This is a genomic window from Bacillus sp. DB-2 (genome assembly GCF_003315125.1).
Taxonomy (GTDB): domain Bacteria; phylum Bacillota; class Bacilli; order Bacillales; family Bacillaceae_G; genus Bacillus_A; species Bacillus_A mycoides.
The window spans coordinates 179,470-203,361 of record NZ_QNRN01000005.1 but is presented as its reverse complement, the minus strand read 5'-3'; the positions used below and the strand labels follow the sequence as shown (position 1 = coordinate 203,361).

Annotated in this window: 20 protein-coding genes and 1 pseudogene; 13 read left to right on the top strand and 8 right to left on the bottom strand. The window is 35.7% G+C overall.

Annotated features, from left to right (window positions below):
- The first annotated feature begins 252 nt into the window (after positions 1 to 252).
- The gene (locus DET63_RS10645; protein WP_113936695.1) at positions 253 to 1,809 is read left to right on the top strand and encodes a fatty acid--CoA ligase; all 1,557 of its coding nucleotides are present in this window, start codon (positions 253 to 255) and stop codon (positions 1,807 to 1,809) included.
- A 186-nt stretch (positions 1,810 to 1,995) separates the two neighbouring features.
- Here DET63_RS10645 and DET63_RS10640 read toward each other — a convergent pair whose 3' ends face one another.
- Positions 1,996 to 2,601 carry a DedA family protein gene (locus DET63_RS10640; RefSeq protein ID WP_113936694.1) on the bottom strand — a complete coding sequence of 202 codons (606 nt, stop codon included), beginning with the start codon at positions 2,599 to 2,601 and terminating at the stop codon, positions 1,996 to 1,998.
- A gap of 199 nt (positions 2,602 to 2,800) precedes the next feature.
- Complete coding sequence (locus tag DET63_RS10635; protein WP_113936693.1) at positions 2,801 to 3,433, bottom strand: GNAT family N-acetyltransferase; 633 nt, start codon at positions 3,431 to 3,433, stop codon at positions 2,801 to 2,803.
- 79 nt (positions 3,434 to 3,512) lie between these two features.
- Between DET63_RS10635 and DET63_RS10630 the strand changes: the two genes are divergently transcribed.
- Positions 3,513 to 4,361, top strand: a complete 849-nt coding sequence (locus tag DET63_RS10630) for a MerR family transcriptional regulator (RefSeq protein ID WP_113936692.1) — start codon at positions 3,513 to 3,515, stop codon at positions 4,359 to 4,361.
- Positions 4,362 to 4,511: 150 nt separating this feature from the next.
- Here the strand turns inward: DET63_RS10630 and DET63_RS10625 are convergent, their stop codons facing one another.
- Positions 4,512 to 4,982 carry a hypothetical protein gene (locus DET63_RS10625; RefSeq protein ID WP_113936691.1) on the bottom strand — a complete coding sequence of 157 codons (471 nt, stop codon included), beginning with the start codon at positions 4,980 to 4,982 and terminating at the stop codon, positions 4,512 to 4,514.
- Between the two features lie 300 nt (positions 4,983 to 5,282).
- Here DET63_RS10625 and DET63_RS10620 point away from each other — a divergent pair, with 300 nt between their 5' ends.
- Positions 5,283 to 6,761 (top strand): SulP family inorganic anion transporter, encoded by a 1,479-nt coding sequence (locus DET63_RS10620; RefSeq protein ID WP_113936690.1) that lies wholly within the window; start codon positions 5,283 to 5,285, stop codon positions 6,759 to 6,761.
- An 88-nt stretch (positions 6,762 to 6,849) separates the two neighbouring features.
- Here DET63_RS10620 and DET63_RS30620 read toward each other — a convergent pair.
- Positions 6,850 to 7,077, bottom strand: a pseudogene (locus tag DET63_RS30620) (hypothetical protein); the annotation flags it as partial.
- 274 nt (positions 7,078 to 7,351) lie between these two features.
- Between DET63_RS30620 and DET63_RS10610 the strand changes: the two are divergent.
- Both DET63_RS10610 and csaB read left to right on the top strand, forming a co-directional pair.
- Entirely contained in the window at positions 7,352 to 8,872 is a 1,521-nt protein-coding gene (locus DET63_RS10610; RefSeq protein WP_113936688.1) for a putative polysaccharide biosynthesis protein, read from the top strand.
- A gap of 165 nt (positions 8,873 to 9,037) precedes the next feature.
- Positions 9,038 to 10,141, top strand: coding sequence for a polysaccharide pyruvyl transferase CsaB (gene csaB, locus DET63_RS10605; protein WP_113936687.1), 1,104 nt, complete (start codon positions 9,038 to 9,040; stop codon positions 10,139 to 10,141).
- A 229-nt stretch (positions 10,142 to 10,370) separates the two neighbouring features.
- Here the strand turns inward: csaB and patB1 are convergent, their stop codons facing one another.
- Both patB1 and DET63_RS10595 read right to left on the bottom strand, forming a co-directional pair.
- Positions 10,371 to 11,561 carry a secondary cell wall polysaccharide O-acetyltransferase PatB1 gene (gene patB1 / locus DET63_RS10600; RefSeq protein WP_113936686.1) on the bottom strand — a complete coding sequence of 397 codons (1,191 nt, stop codon included), beginning with the start codon at positions 11,559 to 11,561 and terminating at the stop codon, positions 10,371 to 10,373.
- A 178-nt stretch (positions 11,562 to 11,739) separates the two neighbouring features.
- Positions 11,740 to 13,155, bottom strand: a complete 1,416-nt coding sequence (locus tag DET63_RS10595) for an MBOAT family O-acyltransferase (protein ID WP_113936685.1) — start codon at positions 13,153 to 13,155, stop codon at positions 11,740 to 11,742.
- Between the two features lie 226 nt (positions 13,156 to 13,381).
- On the opposite strand from DET63_RS10595, the gene DET63_RS10590 reads away from it, so the two are divergent.
- Positions 13,382 to 14,839 carry an MBOAT family O-acyltransferase gene (locus tag DET63_RS10590; protein WP_060752223.1) on the top strand — a complete coding sequence of 486 codons (1,458 nt, stop codon included), beginning with the start codon at positions 13,382 to 13,384 and terminating at the stop codon, positions 14,837 to 14,839.
- A gap of 9 nt (positions 14,840 to 14,848) precedes the next feature.
- Positions 14,849 to 15,880 carry a hypothetical protein gene (locus DET63_RS10585; protein WP_113936684.1) on the top strand — a complete coding sequence of 344 codons (1,032 nt, stop codon included), beginning with the start codon at positions 14,849 to 14,851 and terminating at the stop codon, positions 15,878 to 15,880.
- Positions 15,881 to 15,968: 88 nt separating this feature from the next.
- Here the strand turns inward: DET63_RS10585 and DET63_RS10580 are convergent, their stop codons facing one another.
- Positions 15,969 to 17,363 (bottom strand): O-antigen ligase family protein, encoded by a 1,395-nt coding sequence (locus DET63_RS10580; protein ID WP_113936683.1) that lies wholly within the window; start codon positions 17,361 to 17,363, stop codon positions 15,969 to 15,971.
- Between the two features lie 328 nt (positions 17,364 to 17,691).
- Between DET63_RS10580 and DET63_RS10575 the strand changes: the two genes are divergently transcribed.
- From DET63_RS10575 to DET63_RS10550, 6 genes are all read left to right on the top strand, one after another.
- Complete coding sequence (locus DET63_RS10575) at positions 17,692 to 18,480, top strand: enoyl-CoA hydratase (RefSeq protein ID WP_002010905.1); 789 nt, start codon at positions 17,692 to 17,694, stop codon at positions 18,478 to 18,480.
- A 137-nt stretch (positions 18,481 to 18,617) separates the two neighbouring features.
- Positions 18,618 to 18,938, top strand: a complete 321-nt coding sequence (locus DET63_RS10570) for a hypothetical protein (RefSeq protein WP_113936682.1) — start codon at positions 18,618 to 18,620, stop codon at positions 18,936 to 18,938.
- 17 nt (positions 18,939 to 18,955) lie between these two features.
- Positions 18,956 to 19,282 carry a nucleoside triphosphate pyrophosphohydrolase gene (locus DET63_RS10565; protein WP_002125566.1) on the top strand — a complete coding sequence of 109 codons (327 nt, stop codon included), beginning with the start codon at positions 18,956 to 18,958 and terminating at the stop codon, positions 19,280 to 19,282.
- Between the two features lie 248 nt (positions 19,283 to 19,530).
- Positions 19,531 to 20,580, top strand: a complete 1,050-nt coding sequence (locus DET63_RS10560) for a M42 family metallopeptidase (RefSeq protein ID WP_044438509.1) — start codon at positions 19,531 to 19,533, stop codon at positions 20,578 to 20,580.
- A gap of 219 nt (positions 20,581 to 20,799) precedes the next feature.
- Positions 20,800 to 22,389: an N-acetylmuramoyl-L-alanine amidase gene (locus tag DET63_RS10555; RefSeq protein WP_113936681.1), complete on the top strand. Its 1,590-nt coding sequence runs from the start codon at positions 20,800 to 20,802 to the stop codon at positions 22,387 to 22,389.
- Positions 22,390 to 22,562: 173 nt separating this feature from the next.
- On the top strand, positions 22,563 to 23,516 hold the full coding sequence (locus DET63_RS10550; protein WP_002186611.1) for a TRM11 family SAM-dependent methyltransferase: 954 nt from the start codon (positions 22,563 to 22,565) through the stop codon (positions 23,514 to 23,516).
- Positions 23,517 to 23,669: 153 nt separating this feature from the next.
- Here the strand turns inward: DET63_RS10550 and DET63_RS10545 are convergent, their stop codons facing one another.
- A complete protein-coding gene (locus tag DET63_RS10545; protein ID WP_003187606.1) occupies positions 23,670 to 23,885 on the bottom strand; it encodes a YflJ family protein in 216 nt (71 codons plus the stop codon).
- Positions 23,886 to 23,892: the final 7 nt, after the last annotated feature.

The following is a 23,892-nucleotide window of genomic DNA, read 5'->3' as shown; positions in this document are numbered from 1 at the left end:
ATTTGGAACAGCCTCTTTTTATATTGTCAGTTTTTGTCGGTAAGTCGATATATTCGAAAAATAGCTGATATAAATTTGGTTGCGTTCGATATATTCAAAAAATCACCGATATAATTTCATTTACCATCAAACGGTCCATTTGTAAAACTATGTCGATAATAATCAGAAAAATTAGTCAGATTATTAGAGGACAATGTCTACTTATAGACGAAATGATAGATTTATGAAAGAGAAAAGGGGGAAATTGTTGGCATGTACATGACGATAGGGAGAATTTTTGATTTGACAGTTGGCAAATATCCGAATAAAGAGGCGTTAGTAGAACCAGAAAAAAATATTCGTTGGACATATAAACAGTGGGATGAGCAAATAAATAAAACGGCGCAAGCTCTATTGAAAGAAGGAGTAAGAAAGGGAGATTGTGTATCTGTTTACCTATATAACTGTCGTGAATTTGTAAACGTTTACTTAGCCTGTGCGAAAATTGGCGCGATCTTCAATCCAATTAATTTCCGCTTAAAAGCAAAAGAACTATCGTATATCCTCCAAGATGCAGCCTCGAAAGTAGTTGTCTTTGAAAAAGCAGTCGAATCAACAGTTGCTATGATTGAACGAGATTTTCCAAATTCGTCTTTTTGGTACGTGGAAGACGATGCACCTTCCTATGCTAGTTCTTACCATGAAAAAGTAAATGAAGCATCAGCTGAAAAAGTAGATATTGTAGTCGATGAAATGGATTTTTGTTCTATGCTTTATACGAGCGGAACGACTGGTCATCCGAAAGGCGTACTACATCGTCATCGTGATATGGCTGAGCATAGTATGATTTGTACGTATTTCATAAAATATAACAGGGATAGCGCCGGGCTTGTGGTAGCACCTTTATATCATTGCGGCGAGTTAAATGCTGGAATTATACCGCGCATTCAAGTTGGCGGAAAGAATGTTATTTTACATCATTTTGATACGGATAGAGTATTACATACCATTCAAGAAGAGAAGATTACGACGTTTTTTGCAGCACCGACGATGTGGAATATGTTACTGCAAAAAGATCTAACTAAGTATGATTTAACTTCAATGAAAATCGGTGTATATGGCGGGGCTGCAATGGCACCAGCGCTAGTGAAGGAATGTAAAGAGCGCCTTTATATTGATCTTGTTCAAATTTACGGAATGACAGAAATGGGACCAGTTGTTGCGTTTCTCGTAGAAGAAGATCAAATTACGAAAGCAGGTTCAGCAGGAACACCGTGCTTTAGCCATGAAATTCGAATTGTGAAACCGAACGAAGATGGACCAGCAGAGCCAGATGATACGTTGCCTCCTTATGAAGTAGGGGAAATTATTTTGCGCGGTCCAACTATGATGGCTGGTTATCATAATCGAGAAGAAGCAAATGCAAAATCGATGTATAAAGGCTGGTATCATTCTGGTGATTTAGGATACTTCGATAAAGACGGCTATTTATTCGTTGCAGACCGCGTTGATGATATGGTAATTAGCGGTGGCGTAAATATTTATCCTCGCGAAATTGAAGATTTTCTTCATAGTCACCCTGGGGTATTAGATGTTGCAGTACTTGGTGAGCCAGATGAACTATGGGGAGAGCGTGTCGTTGCGGTTGTTGTAAAGAAAGATAAAAATATTTCAGAAGCTGATTTAGAAATGTATTGCAAAGACAGTGATGAATTAGCAGACTATAAACGTCCGCGTCATTACTTATTTGTAGATGAACTTCCTCGTAATGCGAGCGGGAAATTACAAAAATTTGTGCTAAGAGAGTCGTTAAAAGGCGCGAAAAAATAGGGGGCTATCTTTACAAATAAGATTATCTTTCTTAATAAGGAAATAGTGTCAAGCTCTTGTGTTTTTAGTTTGAGAACGGGCAGTATATAAAAAGCGGAGACTATGTGTCTCCGCTTTTTATTGTTTTTGTACACAGCAATCTGGATAAAACGTATTGCTGAAAGGTTTTAATAACATGCTGCGCGTTTAATTTAGATTTTTTATAAACACATGTTTTATTTTTTTGCGAAATCGGGTGATTAGCGTAATGATAATAATACCGAAGATAATTTTCCAAATGTGTTGTTCAAGTACGATGAATATATCTTCTAAGTTTTCCCCTAACCAGTAACCACCGATTAAGAAGAAGGATACCCAAAATAGGGCACCTGAATAAATTGTCATCGCAAAGCGGCGAAACGGTAAGTTGATAATTCCTGCAAAGTATCCAGTAAAGTGGCGGACGCCTGGAATGAAAAAGGCGATAAAGATTAGAAAATATCCGTATTTATCAAACCATATTTTCGTTAAATTAATTTTTCGTTCTGTTAAAAATACATATTTCCCGTATTTCTGAATGAAAGGCATGCCAAGTTTATTTCCTAAAAAGTATTGGAATGTCATACCTACACTTGTCCCAATAAAGGATAAAATAATTAAAATTGGTAAACTTAAATCACCTTGATGTGATAAAAATCCTGCATAGGCTAATGTTGGCTCTCCTGGAAACGGAAGAGCAATATATTCTAAAAGTAATCCAATAAGTACTACATAATACCCATATTGCTGAAATAATTCGTGAATCCATTCCATGTTGTGCGCTCCTTTTTAAATTGAAGTTGTTACACATCTTCCTCTTTTTCACGCTAATCGAACTGAAACAATAGTAGTAGAAGAGTTTGGCTGGAGGATTTAAGCTAGTATGATTTTTTGACAACCACTCGCGAGTGATATCATACTTAATATAGCTCTTTGCTAATTAGCAAAGAGCATTGAAGTGTAAATGTTACTATTAGTTAAAGTTATAGCGGTACAAAAACACGTTGAAATCTTCTTCTTTTGGTCCAAAATTAACTGCTTTTTCTTGTATACGTTGGAAGTTTTGTCTGTCATAAAATTCATAGTTGCATTCATTATCTGTATATAAATATAAAGATGTCACTTCTTCTTTTGTCATGTATTGGAATAAGTGATTTAATAAAGATTTCCCAACTCCAAGACCTCTAGATTCTTCGGATACGATGAATAATTGTATACAGCCTTGAAAATGATCTTCTTTTCCTTGAATTAGTTCTTTATATGTTTTTTGAACTTTTATAAATGCTTTTAAAAACTCTCTATTCTCTTTATTCGTCATGAATAGTTTCAGCGTGTTAAAGGCAAAGCTAACAGTATTATGGAATCTCTTTAAACGGTTTTTATCTTTTTCGGAATCGCCTAAAATGACACCGATAATTTTATTATCTTTTTCAGCTACCTTACTAAAGGAGCTTCCTAAAATGCAACTGTGTAGGTAGAAGTTTAATATTGAATTTAAAAATTTTTTATCTGTAATGAATTCATTAAATCCAAATGCCTCACCAATTAAATGTTTTATAGGCTCATAGTCTTCTTTGACAAGATTTCTATATTTTACTGTGTTCATAATTGTATACTCCCTTTATTAATGTAAATGACTTATTATAAATAGTAAGGTCTCCTCTAAGGGGAGAGTCAATAGTTGCATGCGAAAAAATAAAAAGGAAGAGATTCAGGTGAAAACATTATTTTCTATTGGAGAAGTTGCAAAAATAAAGGATATTACGATAAAAGCGTTAAGGTACTATCATAAGATGGGGATTCTTATTCCAAAACATGTTGATGAATCAACAGGATATAGATATTATTCTATAGATCAATTCATTCACATTGATATTATAAAAAGCTGTAGAGAGTTGAATACCAGTATAGTAGAACTTCAAGAGATTTTTAAGGAATGTGATATGGATAAATTGCTGCAATTTTTACAATTAAAGAGGGCGGAAGCGGAAGAGCATATAAAGAAAATGAAAGAGGTAATTGAAACGATTGATGGGTTAAATGAGAAAGTAGGGAGTTCACAGGAAATATTAAAAGGTGATGAAGTGTGTATTCAGTTCTTTGAGCAGCGGAATGTGATTGTAGCGCCATGCAAAGAGGTGGGGAGTTTACAAGAGTTACTGTATTATTCTAATTTAGAGAAAATCATTCAAGAGTATGAAGATAAGATGTCAATGGAAATGGGTATTCTATATAATGTCAATGAAAAGTGGGATGTAGAGCCAAAGTATGTTTTTAATAAGGTGCAAGATCATGTACATATGGAAGAGATGCCAAATATAAAAGTATTACCGGGCGGGAAATATGTAACATTAGCGTATAGTAAAGAAAATGAAGAAAAACGTCGAAATACTATAATTAAATATATAAAAGAAAATAATATAGAAGTGGCGAGTTTTATTGAAGTAGAGTTAGTTAATGATTTTTTTAATACGGAGTCTTATAGTTGTCAAATTCAAATTTTTATAGGGGATAGTGAAAATAAGAAGTTTTGATTCCATAATTTTATGGGGGACTGTCTCAAAAGCCTAACCCTAAATATATCGGCTTAACTACAAAATAAGACAATGATAGCCTACCTATTAATAAAAAGAGGGCCATCCCCAAAAAAACTGGGACGGCCCTCTTTAGTAGTAAGGAACGTATTATTTGCGTGAGAAACCTTCTTCATCAAGGTATTCCTCAGCTTCTGGATAAGAGTTGAATGTACCGTCTAAGTTTACGCCAGCGTAAACGTTCCACATGTCATCCTCTTGAATAAGAGTTAGGATATGACCGTCTTCGTTCTTCCATTCTTCTTCTGCAGCAGGTTCCATTGGTGCTATAATTTCCTCTGGCTCCTGTGATAGACGTTCAATTACTTTTTCAATTAATGAACGCAGTTCTTCTTCTGAAAACTCACGGATGTTAATCATACCTTTAGCATCTGTTTTATAACCTTTAATGAAGTATGCATATACAAATCCGTTTCCGTTTGGGTGTAAATGATATACAACGTTCTTTTTATCTAAACGACTTTCTTCAAAGTGAAAGTTTACGCGTTTTAATGATACGTTCTTTCTTTCTAATTCCGGGAAAGATTCAATAATTGATAATTTTTCTTCAAAAGTTAGCATAGTGCCTCCAAGTATATAGTAAAAGATTTAATTTGTTCATTATAGCATAGTCAAGTTTGTTTCCAAAGGTAGATTCGTCATATTGCTGTTTTTTAGTTTGACTTTGGAAGGCTATTTGTAAATGTAGACGTTTACTTCACGAGACTGTAAAGAGTTTTTTATAAATACGCTAACGAATGATTTGTTTTAGATGTACAATGGAACATGGACTTTATCCCGCTATTTGCGGGCTAATAATCAGTGGGGATGAACAAAACCCCACTGATTAAAGTTTCACTTTATACGAAGGTGGTTATTTATATGTTTCAAAAAATAGCAAAGGAATGTTTAGCAGGGTTTACTGTTGCGATTGTTGCCTTGCCGCTAGCGATTGCATTTGGTATTGCTGCAACGGGAACGTCTGAGGGAGCACTGGTCGGATTGTATGGTGCAATTTTTGCAGGTTTGTTTGCGGCGTTATTTGGCGGTACACCGGGGCAAGTAACGGGTCCTACTGGGCCGATTACAGTAATTGCAACAGGCGTTATTGCAACTCACGGATTAGAAGCAAGTTTTATTGCATTTATGATGGCGGGGTTATTTCAAATTTTATTTGGTGTATGTAAGCTCGGCTCTTACGTTCGTTACATTCCGTATCCTGTTGTTTCAGGGTTTATGAATGGGATTGCACTGATTATTATTTTAGGTGAAATGAAGCACGTACAAAATAGCTTTCTGCTTGTGTTATTAACGATCATTGTAATGATTGTTTCTGGAAAATGGATTAAGGCCATTCCATCAAGTTTAGTAGCATTAGTAGGTGTTACAGTAACGTTGCCGTTATTTTCTTCTATGCTACAAGGGATTACAGTGCAATTACCATTTATAGGAACTCTTTCTTTAAATAAGATGATTGAAAAGATAGGTGCAATTCCAGAGGCGATGCCATCTCTTCACGTACCGACTTTAGACGCAAATGGCATGCTAGCACTTGTATTACCAGCACTTAGCATTGCTTTACTAGGATCAATTGACTCGTTATTAACGTCTGTCGTAATGGATAATGTGACGGGGACACGTCATAAAAGTAATAAAGAGTTAATCGGACAAGGTATTGGCAATATTGCGAGTGGTTTGTTCGGTGGATTAGCAGGAGCAGGTGCAACTGTTAGATCTATCGTCAATATAAGAAGCGGGGGGAAGACGGCACTGTCGGCTTGTATGCATAGTGTCATATTATTTATTTTCATTATGGGACTCGGTTCAGTAGTACAATATATTCCGCTTGCTGTATTATCAGGTATTTTAATTTTAACTGGCATCGGGATGTTTGATTGGGAAAGCATGAAGAAAGCACATGTAGCACCAAGAGGTGATGTGATTGTTATGTTCGTGACGATGGTTGTGACAGTGAAATTCGATTTAATGGTTGCTGTTGCGTTTGGCATTATTCTTTCCTTTATTATATACATGGTGAAGTGTAAAGAACGTAAAGCTTCTATTATAAAAGAAAAAGAAGCGACGTATACGATTCAGGGACCACTTTCATTTCTATCAGTAGATCGTATTTTTGCTTCTTTACAAGATGTGAAGTCACCAGTTAGTTTGCGTATGAAAGATGTACATTATATGGATGTATCAGGAGCTATGGCGTTATTAAACTTTGTTGAGCAATCGGATAAAGCAGGAGCGAGTGTGACACTTGAACATGTACATCCGCATGTTGAAAAGACGATAATAATGATGGCGAATGATGAGCAAAAAGAGAAACTACAGTTTTTGAAAGCTGAGACAATATAGGAATAGGAACCTTCACATGAACTGTATTGTAGAGTGTGAGGGCTCTTTTTATTTGGACATGTGTTGTTTATGTGAGAAACCCTTATATCTGGATGTTGTAAATCCGTTGAGCATCAATTACATCGTCTAACTTCAAATTATATTCACGCGTTGAGAAATGGCTACCTTCACAAATTAATTGTGTACGGTTAACGAAATCATAAACTTAGGATGGTTGAATAAGCCCTATTTCGTCTGATTTTTCGACTTTCTCAACTTCTTCGTATGCAAAGCACTTTAGTATCTCGTTTTCTAAAGAAAGGGAAATTCGAGAATTTTTTACTAAATTTAGCATGTTGTAAACACTCCTCTTACTGACAAGAGCTACATTATATTACAGGTTTATCTTGAATAAGTAAAAGTAGTAAATTTAAGGGAAAACAGGATGGAAATAATCTTATTTTGTACATATTATATTTGGAACGAGAGTATTCAATATATAAGAAATTTGGTATGATAACTAAATGAAATAGAGTGAAGTTTCTCTAGATTAAGCAAGAATACTGGCTTGATATTTATTTAAATCATATTTGAAAGAAAAGAGATAGAAGATGAATAAAAAGTTTGTAAAAGGCGCTGCGATTTTAACCGTTACAACGTTTATATCGAAAGTAGTGGGGAGTTTTTTTCAAATTCCATTGCAAAATATAGCAGGGGATGAAGTGCTTGGGATTTTTCGTCTCGTTTTTCCTGTATATATGATAGCCTTAACTTTATCAGTAGCGGGGGTTCCGCTAGCAATATCCCAGTTAATAGCTGATCTTCATGAAAAGAATGATCGTGATGGAATAGCTAAATTGTTTACGTCCGCATCTATTATCGGTGTTATATTTGGGGTGCTCGGATTTTTAATTATTATCATTGGATCGAGTAGCATTGCAAATATGCTTGGTGGGCAAGAGACGAGGCTAGCATTAATTGTTACTTCGTTTGCTTTATTAATTGCACCATATATGGCAGTGTACCGTGGATATTTCCAAGGGTTTGGAGATATGATACCTACTGGTGTATCGCAAGTAATTGAACAGTTGATTCGCGTATTCTTTATGCTAACAATTGCTTATATATTTGTATATTGGAATAAAAGTAGTGATATCATAACAGGCGGAGCGATGATCGGTTCTTGTTTTGGTGTTATTACGTCACTCATATATTTGCGAATGAAATATGTAAAAAGCACGTATCGCTATAAGAGCGAAACATATTCATTACAAGATTTTAAGACAAACGCAAAAAACATACTCCGCGTTTCAATTCCAATTGCAATCGGAGCGTTATCGATGCCTGTTTTAAATTTAGTTGATTCTGTAACAATTCCACATGTATTACATGAATCTTCTACAACGATTCAGGAACAATTTGGTATATATAGCCGTGGTTTTGCATTTACGCAATTAATCGTTGTATTTGCAAGTGCGATAGTATTTCCGTTAATTCCATTATTAACAGCGGCTTTAACAAAAAAAGATATAGCTTTAGCTAAACTGACAGTAAAACGTACAAATGAGTTTGCACACGTTTTAACAATGCCGATAACGATATGGCTTATGGCGCTTGCAGTACCGCTTAATGTTGCATTATTTACAGATACAAAAGGAAGTGGCATGTTAGCTATTTTAATTGGTAGCTCGTATTTCACATCACTTATGGTATTATCAATAGGAATCTTGCAAGGGATTAATCGTTCGATGCGAGCAGCATGGATTGTCATCGGTGTAAGTTTCGTGAAAATTGTATTAAATATAGCGCTAGTAAACCAATTCGGTATAAATGGAGCAGCGTATAGTACTCTAATTATTTATATAATGATTTGTATCGCAAATCATATTTATATTAGAAAAGATCTTTCCTATTCAATAGCTATAGGGAAATTTTTGGCTGTGATTGGAGTATCTAGTATTTTAGGTATAGTATTATACTTTGTGTCCACATTAATCAATGTGACAGATTCCAGGATTTTAGCAATGATATATAGTGCTGTGGCGCTAAGTATAGCTTCAGTGTTATATGGCATATGTGCACTGAAACTAAACTGGATATCGAAAGAACAAATTCCATTTTTACGTAAATAAAATCGTTGATTATAGAAAATGAACAATATTATACATGGGTATGACTTGTTAGATGTTTGTGAAAGAAATCAATTTGAAGTTATCAAACCTTCCTCGGCAAGGAATGGATAACAATTTGTTTAATTACAAAAAGAGTTGATTGCGAAATGTTGGAGGAGATTAAGAGTGCGGTTAGTTTTATCAGGATATTATGGTTTTTATAATGTTGGGGACGAAGCAATTTTGCAATCAATTATTAAAGCGCTACATGAAGAGGATCCTACTCTTGAGCTTGTTGTACTTTCAAATGACCCCAACTATACAAGGAAAATGTACGGTGTAGAAGCAGTAAACCGCTGGGATATAAGAGCGATTTACCGAGAAATAAAGAGAAGTAATGGTTTAATTAGCGGGGGCGGAAGTCTCTTACAAGATAAGACGAGTATTAGGAGTATTCTATATTATACAGGTATTATGCGGCTTGCTCGTTTTTTGAAAAAGCCGTATTATATTTACGCCCAAGGAATCGGACCTATTACGAAGAAGCAAAATCGTTTATTAGTGAAATGGCATGTATCAAAGGCTGAATATATATCAGTACGTGATGAAGACTCTTTTTTGTACTTAAAAGAAATTGGTATTAAGAAAGACATCGAACTTGTTCCAGATCCAGTATTAGCTTGTCAGCCAGAAGAAAAGAAATCCGATTGGCTTCAAAAACATGCGCTGCAAGGAAAGGTCGTTGCGGTTAGTGTAAGGTACTGGGATGCAAAAGAAGATTATATGAAGAAGTTAGCAGATACGCTGAAAAAGCTTAAGCAAGAGGGATACCATATTTTATTTGTACCGATGCATGGACCATTTGATCAAAATGCATCAAGGGATATCATTAATTTGATGGGAGAAGAAGCGCACATGCTCCCTTATAAAATGGATATTCATGAGAAAATCTCTATTTTATCAGAATGCTCTCTTTTAATAGGAATGAGACTGCATGCTCTTATATTATCGGCAGTTGCAAACACGCCTATGGTTGGAATTTCATATGATCCAAAGATCGATTCGTTTTTACAACAAGTAAATCAGCCGATTATTGGGAATGTGGATGGAGAATGGACGACAGAAACATTACATAGTATGGCGATTAAACAATTAGAGCAGACAGAATATGTACAGGAAACGTTAGGGCAAAGGGTGGAGGAATTGCGAGAGCAAATTTCCATAGCGTCCAAATATATTATTAATGACTTACATGCAAAAGAGTCTATAAAAAGAGGAATGGAATCTTAGGATTAGAGGCCATTCCTCTTTTTATTTAGTGCGTTGTCATTAAATAAAAGAGATAGAGGGAAATTTCCTATCTCTTTCTCCTTTTTGTATTTGAAGGTAGTGATTAAAAAAGAGAAGGGACAAGTGAAATAATAACAATGTCGTAATCTATAATGGTTTAAGTTGTTACTGCCGGAAAATAGCGGAAATAATATAAAGAAGCCTCTTGTAAATTTACAAGAGGCTTCTTTTATTGTTTAAACTTAAACATATCACCACTCAAATTCGAATCACTATACACAAACAATACCATGTTAATGTTGTTGTCTTTAATGTATTGATATACATCCTTTTCGTGATAGTGACGAAGGTCGAGGATAGATGTGTGTTTGAAGCTTTGTGCTAAGTGAGGCACGATTGCGTTTGCGAATGAGTCTTTTAGGACTAAAGCTCGTACATCATTTGGTGCATTGTTGTTTTCGATAACGATTTCTGGATAGTCGTTTGTGTAATAGCCTGCGTATGATGTTGTATCATTTTGCTTTTCTACGCCGTATAGCTCGTCTAGTGTGCGATATACTGTGCCATTTACATCTTTTGCAGCTACGCTCGTAAAGTTGAAACCGTCTTTCGGTGTGTAGTAGCATAGTTTTTCTCCAGTCGCATCGATCAGTTGGTAAAGCTGGTTGTTAAAGCTTCCGACTAGATGTTTATTTGGAGCACACGTACGAGTGTAATCTTCTTTTTTTATTTCTTTTCCTTTATATATAGAAGATTGCTCTGCGATTGTGTTCATTATATATTGATAGCCTAAGAAGGCACCATCCATATTCCAGTGATGGTCTGTTTTAAAGTACATACTTTGTATTTCTTCATTTGTATAGTTTTTCTTAAAATAATCCATGAGTTTAATTGGCTTTACGTCTGCAGGAAGTTTATTTAGAAAGTAATTTAAATTTTCCTGTGCATATGTGTGAATATGAGAAGGTAATTTAAATGATAAAGCATTCGTTTTGGACGGTGGTAAAGCAAAGTAAAACTCAATATTTTGTTCTTTTAAAAACTGAGATAAGTCGTTTACAGCTGGCATAGCTTGGTCAATCTCATTATATTTTGTAGCCCAAGCAGGGTTTTTTAGAAGCCATTTATCATCTGTTAGAATAATATCGTTAATGAGAGACTTGCCCATTTTAATTTGGGTAAGTGTATAATTTTTTATGAGATCATCTCTTCCGATTAATTGATCGTTTGTATATGTCTCAAAGTCTTTAAAGAAACTACCATTTAAGGCAGCTTCTTTTGTAAGAGCTGGTTTTTGAGCGAGCGGACGATTTTCAACGGGCGAAACTGCTCGGTCAGTTTTGAGAAGCGATAATATGCCAAATGAAAAGATAATGGTGAGAAAACCGATAAATAGGACGATGTTCCCCAATTTTTTCATAATAACTTTTCCTTCCTACATAAAGTGGAACTTTAATTAGTGGGGGTTTTGTTCATCCCCGCTGATTATCAGCCTTAACCAATCGGGCTTTTACAGGCAGCCCGTCCCCGACCTAACTTCTTTGCTTTCGCTGAATTTTGAGGTGGGGGTCTTACTGCCCGGAAAATAGCGGGATAAGTTAAAACCTGAAGTAAATAAATGGATTATACGTCGAATTAATTAAATACATAATCGAAACCATAAATAATGTTAGTAATAATATAGGACGTACAACTTGCATCGTGAATATATACGTTTTGGGTGCAAGTTCTAATATGTTTTTAACACGTTTCAAAATTGGTGTCGCTGCGATAAAGGCAATGATAAATATGATAATGTATTCATGTATATATAGCATTGTGTTGTCATCGATGAAAGATTGCCTCTCTATGCCAAACATCGCTTTTAAATATTGGAACGAGTATGCGAAGTTATCAGCTCGGAAGAAGACCCAACCGATCATAACGATGATTAGTACATATGCATGTTGCAGCGGCTTCCATAGCTTATTTAATATTTTCTCGAATCCAGCTTTTTCAATCGAGATAATAAAGCCGTAATATAATCCCCAGGCGATAAATGTCCAGCTTGCTCCGTGCCATAAACCGGTTAATCCCCATACGATGAAGAGGTTACGGTAATTTGCTAGTTTGGATACACGGTTTCCGCCGAGCGGAATGTATATATAGTCGCGGAACCAAGAGCCTAGTGTAATGTGCCATCTTCTCCAAAATTCTGAAATGGATTTTGAGATGTACGGATAATTGAAGTTTTTCGGGAAATCAAATCCGAACATTTTTCCAAGTCCAATTGCCATATCAGAGTATCCTGAGAAATCGAAATAGATTTGAAGTGTATAGGCGATAATACCAATCCAGGCCGTTCCAGCGCTCATTTCAGACGGTGGTAAGGCAAAGATTTTATCTGCGACAAATCCAACTTGATTGGCGATTAACATTTTTTTCGCTAGTCCTAGAATGAAAATTTGGAGACCTTCTGTAAATCGTTCAAAAGAATGGATGCGCGTTTTAATTTGATCAGCAACGATATTGTAACGAACGATTGGTCCGGCAATAAGCTGCGGGAAAATTGATATATATAGTGCTAAGTTAAGTGGATTCTTTTGAACTGCGCCATCTTTACGGTATATATCGATGACGTATGACATCGCTTGGAACGTATAGAATGAAATTCCAATTGGTAGTGGAATAGGTTCCACATGAATAGATAAATGTAAAGTTTGATTCAAAATATCTGTGAAAAAGGAAATATATTTAAAATAAGAAAGTAATAAAATATTTCCGACCACAGCCATAATTAAAAATGTGACTTTCATATTTTTTCGTTTATCATAATGATGCACGAGTAGGCCGAAGCAGTAGTTTAAAAGAATAGAAAAGAGCATTAAGAGGACGAATCGTGGTTCTCCCCATGCATAGAAAATTAAACTAAATGCAAGTAATACGAAATTACGTAGCTCGGCACGCACTATAAAATAGAAAAATAATACGAGAGGTAAAAAGATAAATAAGAAAACAGAACTACTAAATACCAAAGGACTCTCCTCACTTTTTTCAAAATACATTTCGTGCAAAAAACCGACATTTTTATTATATATTCTTTTAAATAAAAGTGCCTTTAATATTTTATCATGTTAATAATTCGATTGAAATGATTATCCTATATAATAGAAGAAAAGGGGAGCGGAATCCTTTTGACACTCACTATTTGGATAAGATAAGATGAATAAGTTGTGATTTGTTTAGAAGGGAAGAGATGGTGTGTTATTTAACTCATTTGAGTTTATTTTTTTATTTTTACCGATAGCATTTCTTTTATATTTTCTATTAAATAAATTTGGACATGCTACATTAGCGAAAGCTTGGCTCGTTGCGGCCTCTTTATTTTTCTATAGTTATTGGAATGTGAAATATTTACCGCTTATGTTAGTGTCGCTCATTGTGAACTACTTTATCGGAATGAGGCTCGTAAAACATAAGAGTAAACTTCTTTTAACGGTAGGGTTAATATTTAATATAGGAATGCTTAGTTATTTCAAGTATTATGATTTTTTCTTGCAAAATGTTAATGCATTAATTGGAACTCATTTTACATTATTATCATTAACGTTACCGCTCGCGATTAGTTTCTATACGTTTCAAAAGATTGCATTTTTAGTAGATACGTATCGCGGGGAAACGAAGGCATGTCATTTTCTTGATTACGCATTGTTTGTAACGTTTTTCCCGCAGCTTATTGCAGGGCCGATTGTACATCATGCACAAATTATGCCGCAGTTTGCGGATAGTAGCAAAAAGCGCTGGCAATCGAAGTATATTGTTCTTGGTATATTTGTATTTGCAGTTGGTATTTTCAAAAAGGTAGGTATTGCAGATGTATTATCACCCCTTGTACATGAAGGGTTTGATGTGCAGCAATCATTAACATTTGTCGAAGCATGGCTTTCGTCGTTAGCGTTTACGTTCCAATTGTATTTTGATTTTAGTGGATATAGTGATATGGCAATTGGAATCGCTTTAATGTTTAATATTAAATTACCTCAAAATTTTAATTCACCGTATAAAGCAGTGAATATACAAGATTTTTGGCATCGTTGGCATATGACGCTTAGCCAGTTTTTAACGAAGTACGTATATATTTCTCTAGGAGGAAATCGAAAAGGAATTACGCGTACATACGTAAATATTATGATTGTATTTTTAATAAGTGGACTTTGGCACGGAGCTGGTTGGACATTTGTTTTTTGGGGATTCTTGCACGGTTTGGCTTCTGTTATTCATCGCTTATGGAGTAAAGCAGGAGGGCGCATGCCAGCCTTTGCTGGTTGGTTCGTTACGTTTTTCTTCATTAATATAACGTGGGTATTCTTTAGGGCAACATCTATGCATGATGCGGTGAAAGTGTTAAAAGGAATGTTCGGACTAAATGGAATCGAATTAGCAAATAGCGTATTCCCGGCATTTATAATAGAGAAGCTGCAATTTTTAAAAGAGTACGGTGTTTCATTTAGTGAAGGGTACCATGTCTCTTTATTAGATCCAAAAATGGTAGCGTATATTTTCGGAGCGTTATGTATTAGTTTCTTCTTAAAAAATTCAATTCAGTTAAAGGATTCATTCCGTCCGAATGTATGGACTGCTTTATTTACTGCAGTATTGCTCGTATATAGCGTGTTACATTTAACGAGTATTAGTGAGTTTTTATACTTTAATTTCTAGGTGGAGAATATGAAAAACAAACATTGGCTTATTTTCGTTTTTGTATGTGTTTTTGTTCCTCTGGCAGGTGTCGGGATATTTAATAGCTATATAGATTCACTTTGGTTATTCCCGCATAAAAATAAGTGGAATGATGTTCAGTACGGGTTTAACGAGAGACAACAGAAAACAAATTATATAACGTACCGTCCGTTTACATATGATGGAGTTATACTTGGAAGTAGTAGAACGACTTTTATTAACGAGAATGACTTCACCGGGTTAAACGCATTTAATTATGCGGTAAGCAGTACAGATCCGCGTGAGTATGATGCATATATTGAATATGCAAAAGAACAAAAAGGTAGTGGACTCGAGTCTATTGTACTTGGTTTAGATTTCCTTGGAACGAACAAAAATAGGGAAATTGGTTTTGATAAACCAGAAGCGTATATTAAGCAGGCGCAAAGTTTATTGTATCCGATTAAATCGTATGTAAGTATGGACGGGATTACTTATTCAAAGAATACAATTGCAAATTCCACCCATCATATTACGAATCTTGACCGGTACAATCGAGAGAATATAAAATCGATGCGCGATTATACGAAAGAAGAACGTGATGCGCAAATAGCGGCGCAAGTAGATAAGTTTAGTAAAGAGATTTACGGCGGGAATTATGAGTATCAAAATATGAAAGAAATATTAGGAACAGTAAAGGCTCATAATCCGAACACGAAGTTTTATATTTTTACAACGCCTGTTTCAGAGCCTCTGTTCCGTACGATGATTCAATCAGGGCGATGGGAAGATTATAAAAAATGGCTTCATGACGCTGTAGATGTATTTGGAGAAGTGCACCATTTCATGTATCTTAATTCCGTTACAACGAATTTAGATAACTATATGGATGGGCATCATTTCAGACCGGAAGTTGGAAAGTTGATTGCGCATAAAGTTGTAAATGAGGAAGATAGCAACGTCCCGAAAGACTTCGGTATTGTTATTACGAAGGATAATATTGATGAGGTGTTGGAGGGGATTCAGGCGTCTTTTCAATAAAAAATAGATCATAAATGTGGTCTATTCTTTGCCGAGTAGACTGTATACCAAAATGAAGCAGCCATCAGATCTCGGTGGCTGCTTCATTTTATTCTACCTCTAAATCAACAATTAAGTAAGCGAGTATAACAACGAAGAAAATACTAACGGCCGGCGCTGTTAGTACGTGACCGGACATAAAGGCAATTCCAAGTGATAGTATAACGGCACTAGCTAGTAGCATATATTTCACAGTTAATATTTTCTTAAAGTTTGTTATGATGCTGAGTAATAATTTAATACCGAAGTAAAGGAATGGTATGAAGTAAATAAGAGAACCGATGATTCCGAATGCAAAGAATATGTCATGGAAGTCCATTTCGATTAATTTAATTTTAACCGTATAGTTACCAGCATAGCCCATTCCGAATAATTTTTGTGATAGTGGTGCGTCTTTATAGTATTGTTTGTATACTTTTAAAAACTTATCGCGATCACTGTAAATTAAACTTTTGACCTCAGAGTCTGTTAGTTCACCTTTTGCATGTTTTTTCTCTGCGTCAGGATCTTCTTTAATTATTTTTCCTTCTTTTCTATCCTTTTCTTCTTGTACTGATTTTTTGTATTCGTATATTTGCATGTGGATGCCCATATTTTTTGCGATAGGAGTATGCGGTGTAAGGGCAATTAAACCTCCTAGTATAATAGCGGCAACAACTGTATTTACGAGATATGTGAATCCTTTTCTTTCTTTTTTGCGATGAACCATATATTCAATGAATGAGAATAAAAGTGCCACGCCAAGCGTTAGAACAATTGCACCATATCCTACTTTAGTTCCGACCATAATACTTGCATACATCGCGAGTATTGTTGGAATCCAGTAATAGATTTTCGAGAAAGAAGTTGTTTTATGAATCGAATATAACACTACGATTGGGAACATAATTGCAAAAATAGAACTTAAATCATTCCCAGCAAAGAACCAACCTCTTGAACCAATCTTTGAGTGAGGGTAGCTTGGGAAATCTGTACTAGTTTGCATCGCAACAATCAGTGTGATGCTTAAAATTAAAGTTGTATATAAGAAATATGTAATGATTTTATGAAATGCATATTCTTTATTTTTTAACTCTTTAAAGGCGATAATATATCCAAACAGTAGCACAATTGGATATATGCTCTTTAAAATAAATTTCACTTCTTCGCCAAATGAAACTGGAGATTTAATCATCATATTATTTACAAGACCAATTGCTAGTACGATCCCGAGTAGGCATAAATAGAGAATGTACTTTTTCGCCCCATGTTGTTTTCTATGAAGAAGTAGATAACCTAATGCAAGAAGCATAAAGGCGAAACGGACTACGATTCCAACTGTTGCGCTCATGTGTAATACATAGATTGAAAAAGACGTTAATAAATCTAAAATTGGTTGAAACACAATGAATAGCAATAGGAAATGCGGGAAGTAGTTATCCGTTTGTTTCAACTTATTAACCATATATTCCTCCATTTCTTCATTCCTTTAGTTCAATACCCAAGAGATGGGGATAAAAGCCTTATTTACATAATAAGGCGAATGAATTTCAATATTTGTTTTTTTGAATCAAACTTAAGAATACACCATTTCATTGTAATGGTAAATAGATGAAAAGCATGGATAAACCGACTTTAATTTCTATATTTTTTAACGAAATTGTATGTTTTATACGGAGATACATACAAATTACGAGAATATTAGACAGAAAATTAAGAAAAAGAAGGATTTTCAACATGCTTTCTATAATTATATAAGTATAATCTTTATGTGGAAAAGAGGGGTATATATAATGGAAGTAACAAGTAAAACAGAATCTGTTGTTGTGAAATATGAAGGGCGCGTAGCAACGGTTATGGTTAATCGTCCAGAGGTTTTAAATGCATTAGATGAACCAACGTTAAAAGAGTTATTACAAAAGTTGAAAGAAGTGGCGGAAAGTTCTGTTCACGTTGTTGTGTTGTGTGGAAGTGGCCGTGGTTTTTCTGCGGGTGGAGATATTAAATCAATGCTTTCAAGTAATGATGAAAGTAAGTTTGAAGGCATCATGAATACAATTTCTGAAATCGTTGTGACGTTATATACGATGCCGAAGCTTGTTATTAGTGCAATTCATGGGCCGACTGCTGGACTTGGATTAAGTATCGCATTAACAGCTGATTATGTCATGGCAGATATATCATCAGTTATTGCGATGAACTTTATTGGAATCGCTTTAATTCCAGATGGTGGTGGCCATTTCTTCCTTCAAAAGCGCGTCGGTGAAAATATGACGAAGAAAATCATTTGGGAAGGGAAGAAATTATCAGCGACAGAAGCGCTAGATATCGGTTTAATTGACGAAGTAATCGGTGAGGATTTCCAAACGGCTGTGAAGCAAAAAATTAATGAATGGTTACAAAAACCAATCAAGGCAATGATTCAAACGAAACAAATTTTATGTGAAGTAAATCGTTCTAATTTAGAACAAACGCTTCAGCTCGAAAAGCGTGGTCAATATGCGATGAGACAAACAGCGGACCATAAAGAAGGTATTGCTGCTTTTCTAGAAAAACGTTTACCAGCATTTAAAGGGGAATAAAGTGAAACTTTAATCCGTGGGGATTTGTTTATCCCCCGCGGATTATTAGTCTTACTGCCCATTAATTCGAGATAAAGGGAAGAAAGTGCTAACACATTTTAGTATAATTGTGTTAGCACTTTTTTTAGGAGTAATAAATGAAGAAAATTATCGGTGTTATCGTTATTATTTTACTTACATATTATGCTTTGCATAGTACACCATCTCTTGCGGTACGGACTGCATTATTCTTTGAGGGACATCCAGCTGTTGCTTTCTCTGGTGAAGTGAAGAAAGAACGGGATGTGAAAAAAGAGGCGATTCCTGATGAGTACGGGACCTTATACGGCGATAAGAAAGAAGAACCAGAGCATTACTTCTTTCCGGTAGTAAAGGCGCACGGATCAGGAATTGATATGTTAAGTGCTTGTGTGAAAAAAGAGTGGTTTTTCTATAAAACAGAGCTTGGGTGTTATTAAAAGTGGGAGGAAAAGTGATGTCAACTTATAACAGGTTAGTAAGAGATCGTGTCCCGGAGAAAATTTTGATGTCTGGAAAAACATATACAGCACAAAAATTAACAGGACAAGCTTACATACAAGCGTTAGCGAAAATTGGTACAGAAGAAATTCGTGAATTTGCTTCGATGAAAGAGCGTGAACATGCGCTAGATTCACTTGCAGATGCACTTGAAATTATTATTTCATTAGCGCGTGCAGAAGGTGCAACAATGGAAGATGTAGAGCTTATTCGTAAGCAGAAAGAAGAAGAGCGCGGCGGATTTACAAGAGGGATTTATTTGATGGACGTTTCGGAAGAGTAGTTTTATCCCGCTATTTGCGGGCAGTAAGACCCCAACTCAAAATTCGGCGAATGCGAAGGAGTCGGGCTGATTAAAGTTTCACTTTATAGAAAAAGCACAGTGTTAATGGAGATAATGCGGTGCTTTTTTGTCATTGAGATTAGGATAAAGTGAATTTTATTATAATTTAGAAAATTAAGCTATATGAGTAGAGGTTTTATCGTAATTTCGCTATACTAAATAGTAGAGAAAATGAGGAGGAAACGACAATGGCACATCATACGAAAGAAACGATGGAACTTATTAAGGAGCTTGTCTCTATTCCAAGTCCATCTGGAAACACGGCGAAAATTATTAGTTTTATTGAAAACTATGTAAGTGAGTGGAATGTAGAGACGAAGCGTAATAATAAAGGTGCTCTTATTTTAACGGTTAAAGGAAAGAATGATGAGCAGCATCGTTTATTAACTGCACACGTTGATACGTTAGGGGCAATGGTGAAAGAAATTAAGCCTGACGGTCGTCTTCGTCTATCTATGATTGGTGGATTTCGCTGGAACTCTGTAGAAGGAGAATATTGCGAAATTGAAACGTCAAGCGGTAAGAAATATACAGGCACAATTTTAATGCATCAAACTTCTGTCCATGTGTACAAAGATGCAGGGGAAGCGAAGCGTGATGAGAAAAATATTGAAGTGCGTATTGATGAGCGTGTCTTTTCAGCAGATGCAGTACGTGAGTTAGGAATTGAAGTAGGAGACTTCGTTTCATTTGATCCACGCGTTCAAATTACAGAGAGTGGATACATAAAATCACGTCATTTAGACGATAAAGTAAGTGTAGCAATTCTATTAAAATTAATTAAAAGATTGCAAGATGAAAAGGTAACATTGCCATATACAACACATTTCTTAATTTCTAATAATGAAGAAATTGGATACGGTGGAAACTCAAATATTCCAGAAGAAACGGTAGAATATTTAGCAGTTGATATGGGAGCGTTAGGTGATGGACAAACATCTGATGAATATACAGTGTCCATTTGTGCGAAAGACTCTAGCGGTCCATACCATTACGCTTTACGTAAGCATTTAGTTGAATTGGCGAAAGCGAATGCTATTGAATATAAAGTGGATATTTATCCCTACTACGGATCAGACGCATCAGCTGCGATTCACGCTGGATTTGATGTGAAACATGCATTAATTGGAGCTGGTATTGATTCTTCTCACGCATTTGAGCGTACGCATGAAAGCTCGATTGCACATACAGAAGCACTTGTTTATGCATATGTGTTATCAGAAATGATAGTAGAATAGTGAGAGGGTGGTTGATTCTATGAATCAGCCACTTTTTTGTGCATAAAAAATACTTTAATTGTATTTTATTGTACAATATTAAGAAAGTAGGTTTACTACAGGATTCTAGTATTATAGAATGATAGAGGAGCACTAATTTTTTTTGCTCGCATTTGTTATAATTTGTATATTAAGATTACGCGTTATTGTAAATGATTTTTGAGAGGAGTACTATTTTTTATGAAGTATCGTGCAGTCGCGGCTGGTATTTTAGCCGCAAGTTTATTATCGTCTCCAGTTAGTAGTTTCGCAGCAGGGAAAAAGTTTTCGGATGTTCCTACATGGGCGCAGGAATCGGTTGACTATTTAGTAGGGAAAAAAGCGCTTGATGGAAAACCAGACGGAACGTTTTCTCCATCTGAAGCAGTAGATAAAGGATCAGCTGCAAAAATATTAGCAGCAGTTCTTGGCTTACCAATTGATCCAAAAGCGAAACCATCTTTTAAAGATTCGCAAGATCATTGGGCAGCACCATATATTGCCGCGGTAGAAAAAGCGGGTGTAATTAATGGAGATGGTACTGGGAAATTCAATCCATCAAGCCAAATTAACCGTGCATCAATGGCATCTATGCTTGTACAAGCATATTCATTAGATAAGAAAATTATTGGAGAACTTCCAACGCAGTTTAAAGATTTGGAACCTCATTGGGGTAAGAAACAAGCTAATATTTTAGTAGCTTTAGAGATTTCAATGGGTACAGGAAATGGCTGGAATCCTGACGGTACTGTAAGTCGTGCTGAAGCAGCTCAGTTCATCGCGATGGCAGATAAAAATAAAACAAATACATCGAAAAGAATGTATATGAATAGAAACTTTATTACATATCATCAAGCATCGTTATCATCTGGTATTACTGACACTCAACATAAGCCACAAATGCTTGAAGTGAAAGAGCAAAGAGCGGACGGTTGGTTGAAGGTTGTAACAAGTAAAGGTGAGAAGTGGACACCATTACAAGAAAAAACAGAGTCTATTAATCAAGAATTCACTACATATCAAGAAGCTTCACATACGTCTACAGTGGCAGGCACACATAAAGCACAACAAGTAACTGTTATTGAAGAGAAAGATAGCTGGCTTCGTATCCGTATGGGAGCTGGCTTCCAATGGGTGGATAAAAATCAATTAAATCCAGTGAAGCAAGGTAATTTCCTAGAAGGTAAAGCGATTATTATTGATCCAGGTCATGGTGGAATTGATTCGGGGAACCCTGGTTATTATGAGAAAGAAAGTCAAACCGTATTAGATGTATCATTACGATTACAGAAAATATTTGAGAAAAAGACACCGTTTACTGTGTTATTCACTCGTACAGATGATACACGTCCAGGAACAAGTGCTTCTGATTCTTTAAAGAAACGTGTAGAATTTGCTCAAAAAAATAATGGGGATATCTTTGTAAGTATCCATGGTAATGGTACGGAAAGTAAAAATGGACAAGGTACAGAAACATTCTACTATGAATCAGCGACAGCAAGAGGGACAAACCCGAATGTATCAGAAAGTCGTTTATTAGCAGAGAAAATCCAAGAGCGTCTTGTAGATGCACTTGGAACAAAAGATCGCGGTGTGAAGAAAGGCGATTTATATGTAATTAGAGAAAACACGATGCCAGCTGTATTAGCAGAATTAGCATTTGTAGATAATAAAAACGATGCAGATAAAATTGCTACACCAGAACAGAGACAAAGTGCAGCAGAAGCTATTTATCAAGGTATTTTAGATTACTACGAAGCAATGGGTAATGACGTATCTTCGTACCGTTAATAAATAGAGAGAATGATAGAAGAGATTGCTGAGATGCAGTCTCTTTTATTTGTTAAATGAATTATAAAGGTTTCTCTTTATTTCGAGCATATGATATCATTTAATTTTACGTAAAAAAGGTATTCGAGTAATTGTGATCATAACAATTTTAAACGATAAAGGATGATAATAGATTGAGTAATCATAGTAAAACACCTGCATGTATATATACGTATGCATTTCGCGAAGAGGAGCGTGCTTTATGTTACTTGGAAATGCGCTCGTTCTTTGGGATGGAGTCTCACGTTAATATTTTAAAAAGTGAAGTCAAGATTGCTCCGAGTAGAAGTCCGTTTATTAAAGAGCGCGTCGAGGTTATGTATGAAGGGGACGACTTAGAAAGCATTTTAGAACAAGTGGAACAAATTGATTTAGCAGGAGCGACATTCAAAGTTATCTTCGTTAAAATCAATGATCTTGGTAAAGAAAATAAAATTGAATATGGAGAAAGACGCCTTATTGAACGAGACCTCGGTATGCATATTGAAGGAGAAGCGGATGTTCGTAATCCAGAGCGTGTATTCGGGATTGTTCCTCTTGGAGGACGCTGGTACTTCGGACACTATGTAGAAAGTGATCCGGTTTGGTATCATCACATAAAAAAACCGCATAGCTATTCGACATCACTGAGCACACGTGTTGCTAGAGCTGTCGCAAATATCGCTGTACCGAACCCAGAGGGAGTACGAGCGATTGACCCGTGCTGCGGAATTGGAACAGTAGTAGTAGAAGCACTTTCTATGGGAATTAACATCGTTGGTAGAGATATTAATCCACTTGTAGTTCTTGGAACGAGAAAAAACATCGCACATTTCGGGTTTGAAGGAACAGTAACAAAAGGTCCAATTGAAGAAATTACTGAGAACTACGACGTCGCAATTATCGATATGCCGTACGACCTATTTACGCACGCAACACCAGAAGACCAGTTCTCCATTCTCTCAAGTGCGCGCCGCATTGCAAAAAAAGTAGTCGTTGTCACGATGGAAACAATGGACGACATGATCCATGAAGCAGGATTTGAAATTACAGATCGCTGTATTACAAGAAAAGGATCATTTTCTAGACAAATTCTTGTTTGTGAATAGGAAAGAAAGGTCACCCGTTTGGGTGACCTTTTTTTTGTTTGTATTGATGTGTGATTGGTTGGTGGAATGGAGGGATGATTTGGCGGGATTTGTTGATAAGTCGATATTTTATGTCGAATCGCTGATATATTCAGAGAATCAACCGATATCAAATTACTCTTCTTTCGTTGTCTCTTGTTGTGCAATTAATAAATTGCGTAATACGTGTGCACGGTAACTTTCTAGTTTTCGTCCTTCATGATAGCGAACACCTAATTTTTTAAGTTCAGCTACATACCAGCCCTTCGTTCCATAATACATGAGACCACTTCCTTTTTTCTTTTGAACAGTATATGTGCCGGGGCGAGAGAATTTTCTTTTTTTATTCATGAAATTT

Coding starts and splice junctions, on each gene's coding strand:
- DET63_RS10545 (WP_003187606.1), bottom strand. CDS start 23,885: ATGAATAAAAAAAGAAAATTCTCTCGCCCCGGCACATATACTGTTCAA.
- DET63_RS10575 (WP_002010905.1), top strand. CDS start 17,692: ATGGAAGTAACAAGTAAAACAGAATCTGTTGTTGTGAAATATGAAGGG.
- patB1 (WP_113936686.1), bottom strand. CDS start 11,561: ATGAAAAAATTGGGGAACATCGTCCTATTTATCGGTTTTCTCACCATT.
- DET63_RS10585 (WP_113936684.1), top strand. CDS start 14,849: ATGAAAAACAAACATTGGCTTATTTTCGTTTTTGTATGTGTTTTTGTT.
- DET63_RS10560 (WP_044438509.1), top strand. CDS start 19,531: ATGGCACATCATACGAAAGAAACGATGGAACTTATTAAGGAGCTTGTC.
- DET63_RS10580 (WP_113936683.1), bottom strand. CDS start 17,363: ATGGTTAATAAGTTGAAACAAACGGATAACTACTTCCCGCATTTCCTA.
- DET63_RS10570 (WP_113936682.1), top strand. CDS start 18,618: ATGAAGAAAATTATCGGTGTTATCGTTATTATTTTACTTACATATTAT.
- DET63_RS10610 (WP_113936688.1), top strand. CDS start 7,352: ATGAATAAAAAGTTTGTAAAAGGCGCTGCGATTTTAACCGTTACAACG.
- DET63_RS10555 (WP_113936681.1), top strand. CDS start 20,800: ATGAAGTATCGTGCAGTCGCGGCTGGTATTTTAGCCGCAAGTTTATTA.
- DET63_RS10565 (WP_002125566.1), top strand. CDS start 18,956: ATGTCAACTTATAACAGGTTAGTAAGAGATCGTGTCCCGGAGAAAATT.
- DET63_RS10645 (WP_113936695.1), top strand. CDS start 253: ATGTACATGACGATAGGGAGAATTTTTGATTTGACAGTTGGCAAATAT.
- DET63_RS10630 (WP_113936692.1), top strand. CDS start 3,513: ATGCGAAAAAATAAAAAGGAAGAGATTCAGGTGAAAACATTATTTTCT.
- DET63_RS10640 (WP_113936694.1), bottom strand. CDS start 2,601: ATGGAATGGATTCACGAATTATTTCAGCAATATGGGTATTATGTAGTA.
- DET63_RS10635 (WP_113936693.1), bottom strand. CDS start 3,433: ATGAACACAGTAAAATATAGAAATCTTGTCAAAGAAGACTATGAGCCT.
- DET63_RS10625 (WP_113936691.1), bottom strand. CDS start 4,982: ATGCTAACTTTTGAAGAAAAATTATCAATTATTGAATCTTTCCCGGAA.
- DET63_RS10620 (WP_113936690.1), top strand. CDS start 5,283: ATGTTTCAAAAAATAGCAAAGGAATGTTTAGCAGGGTTTACTGTTGCG.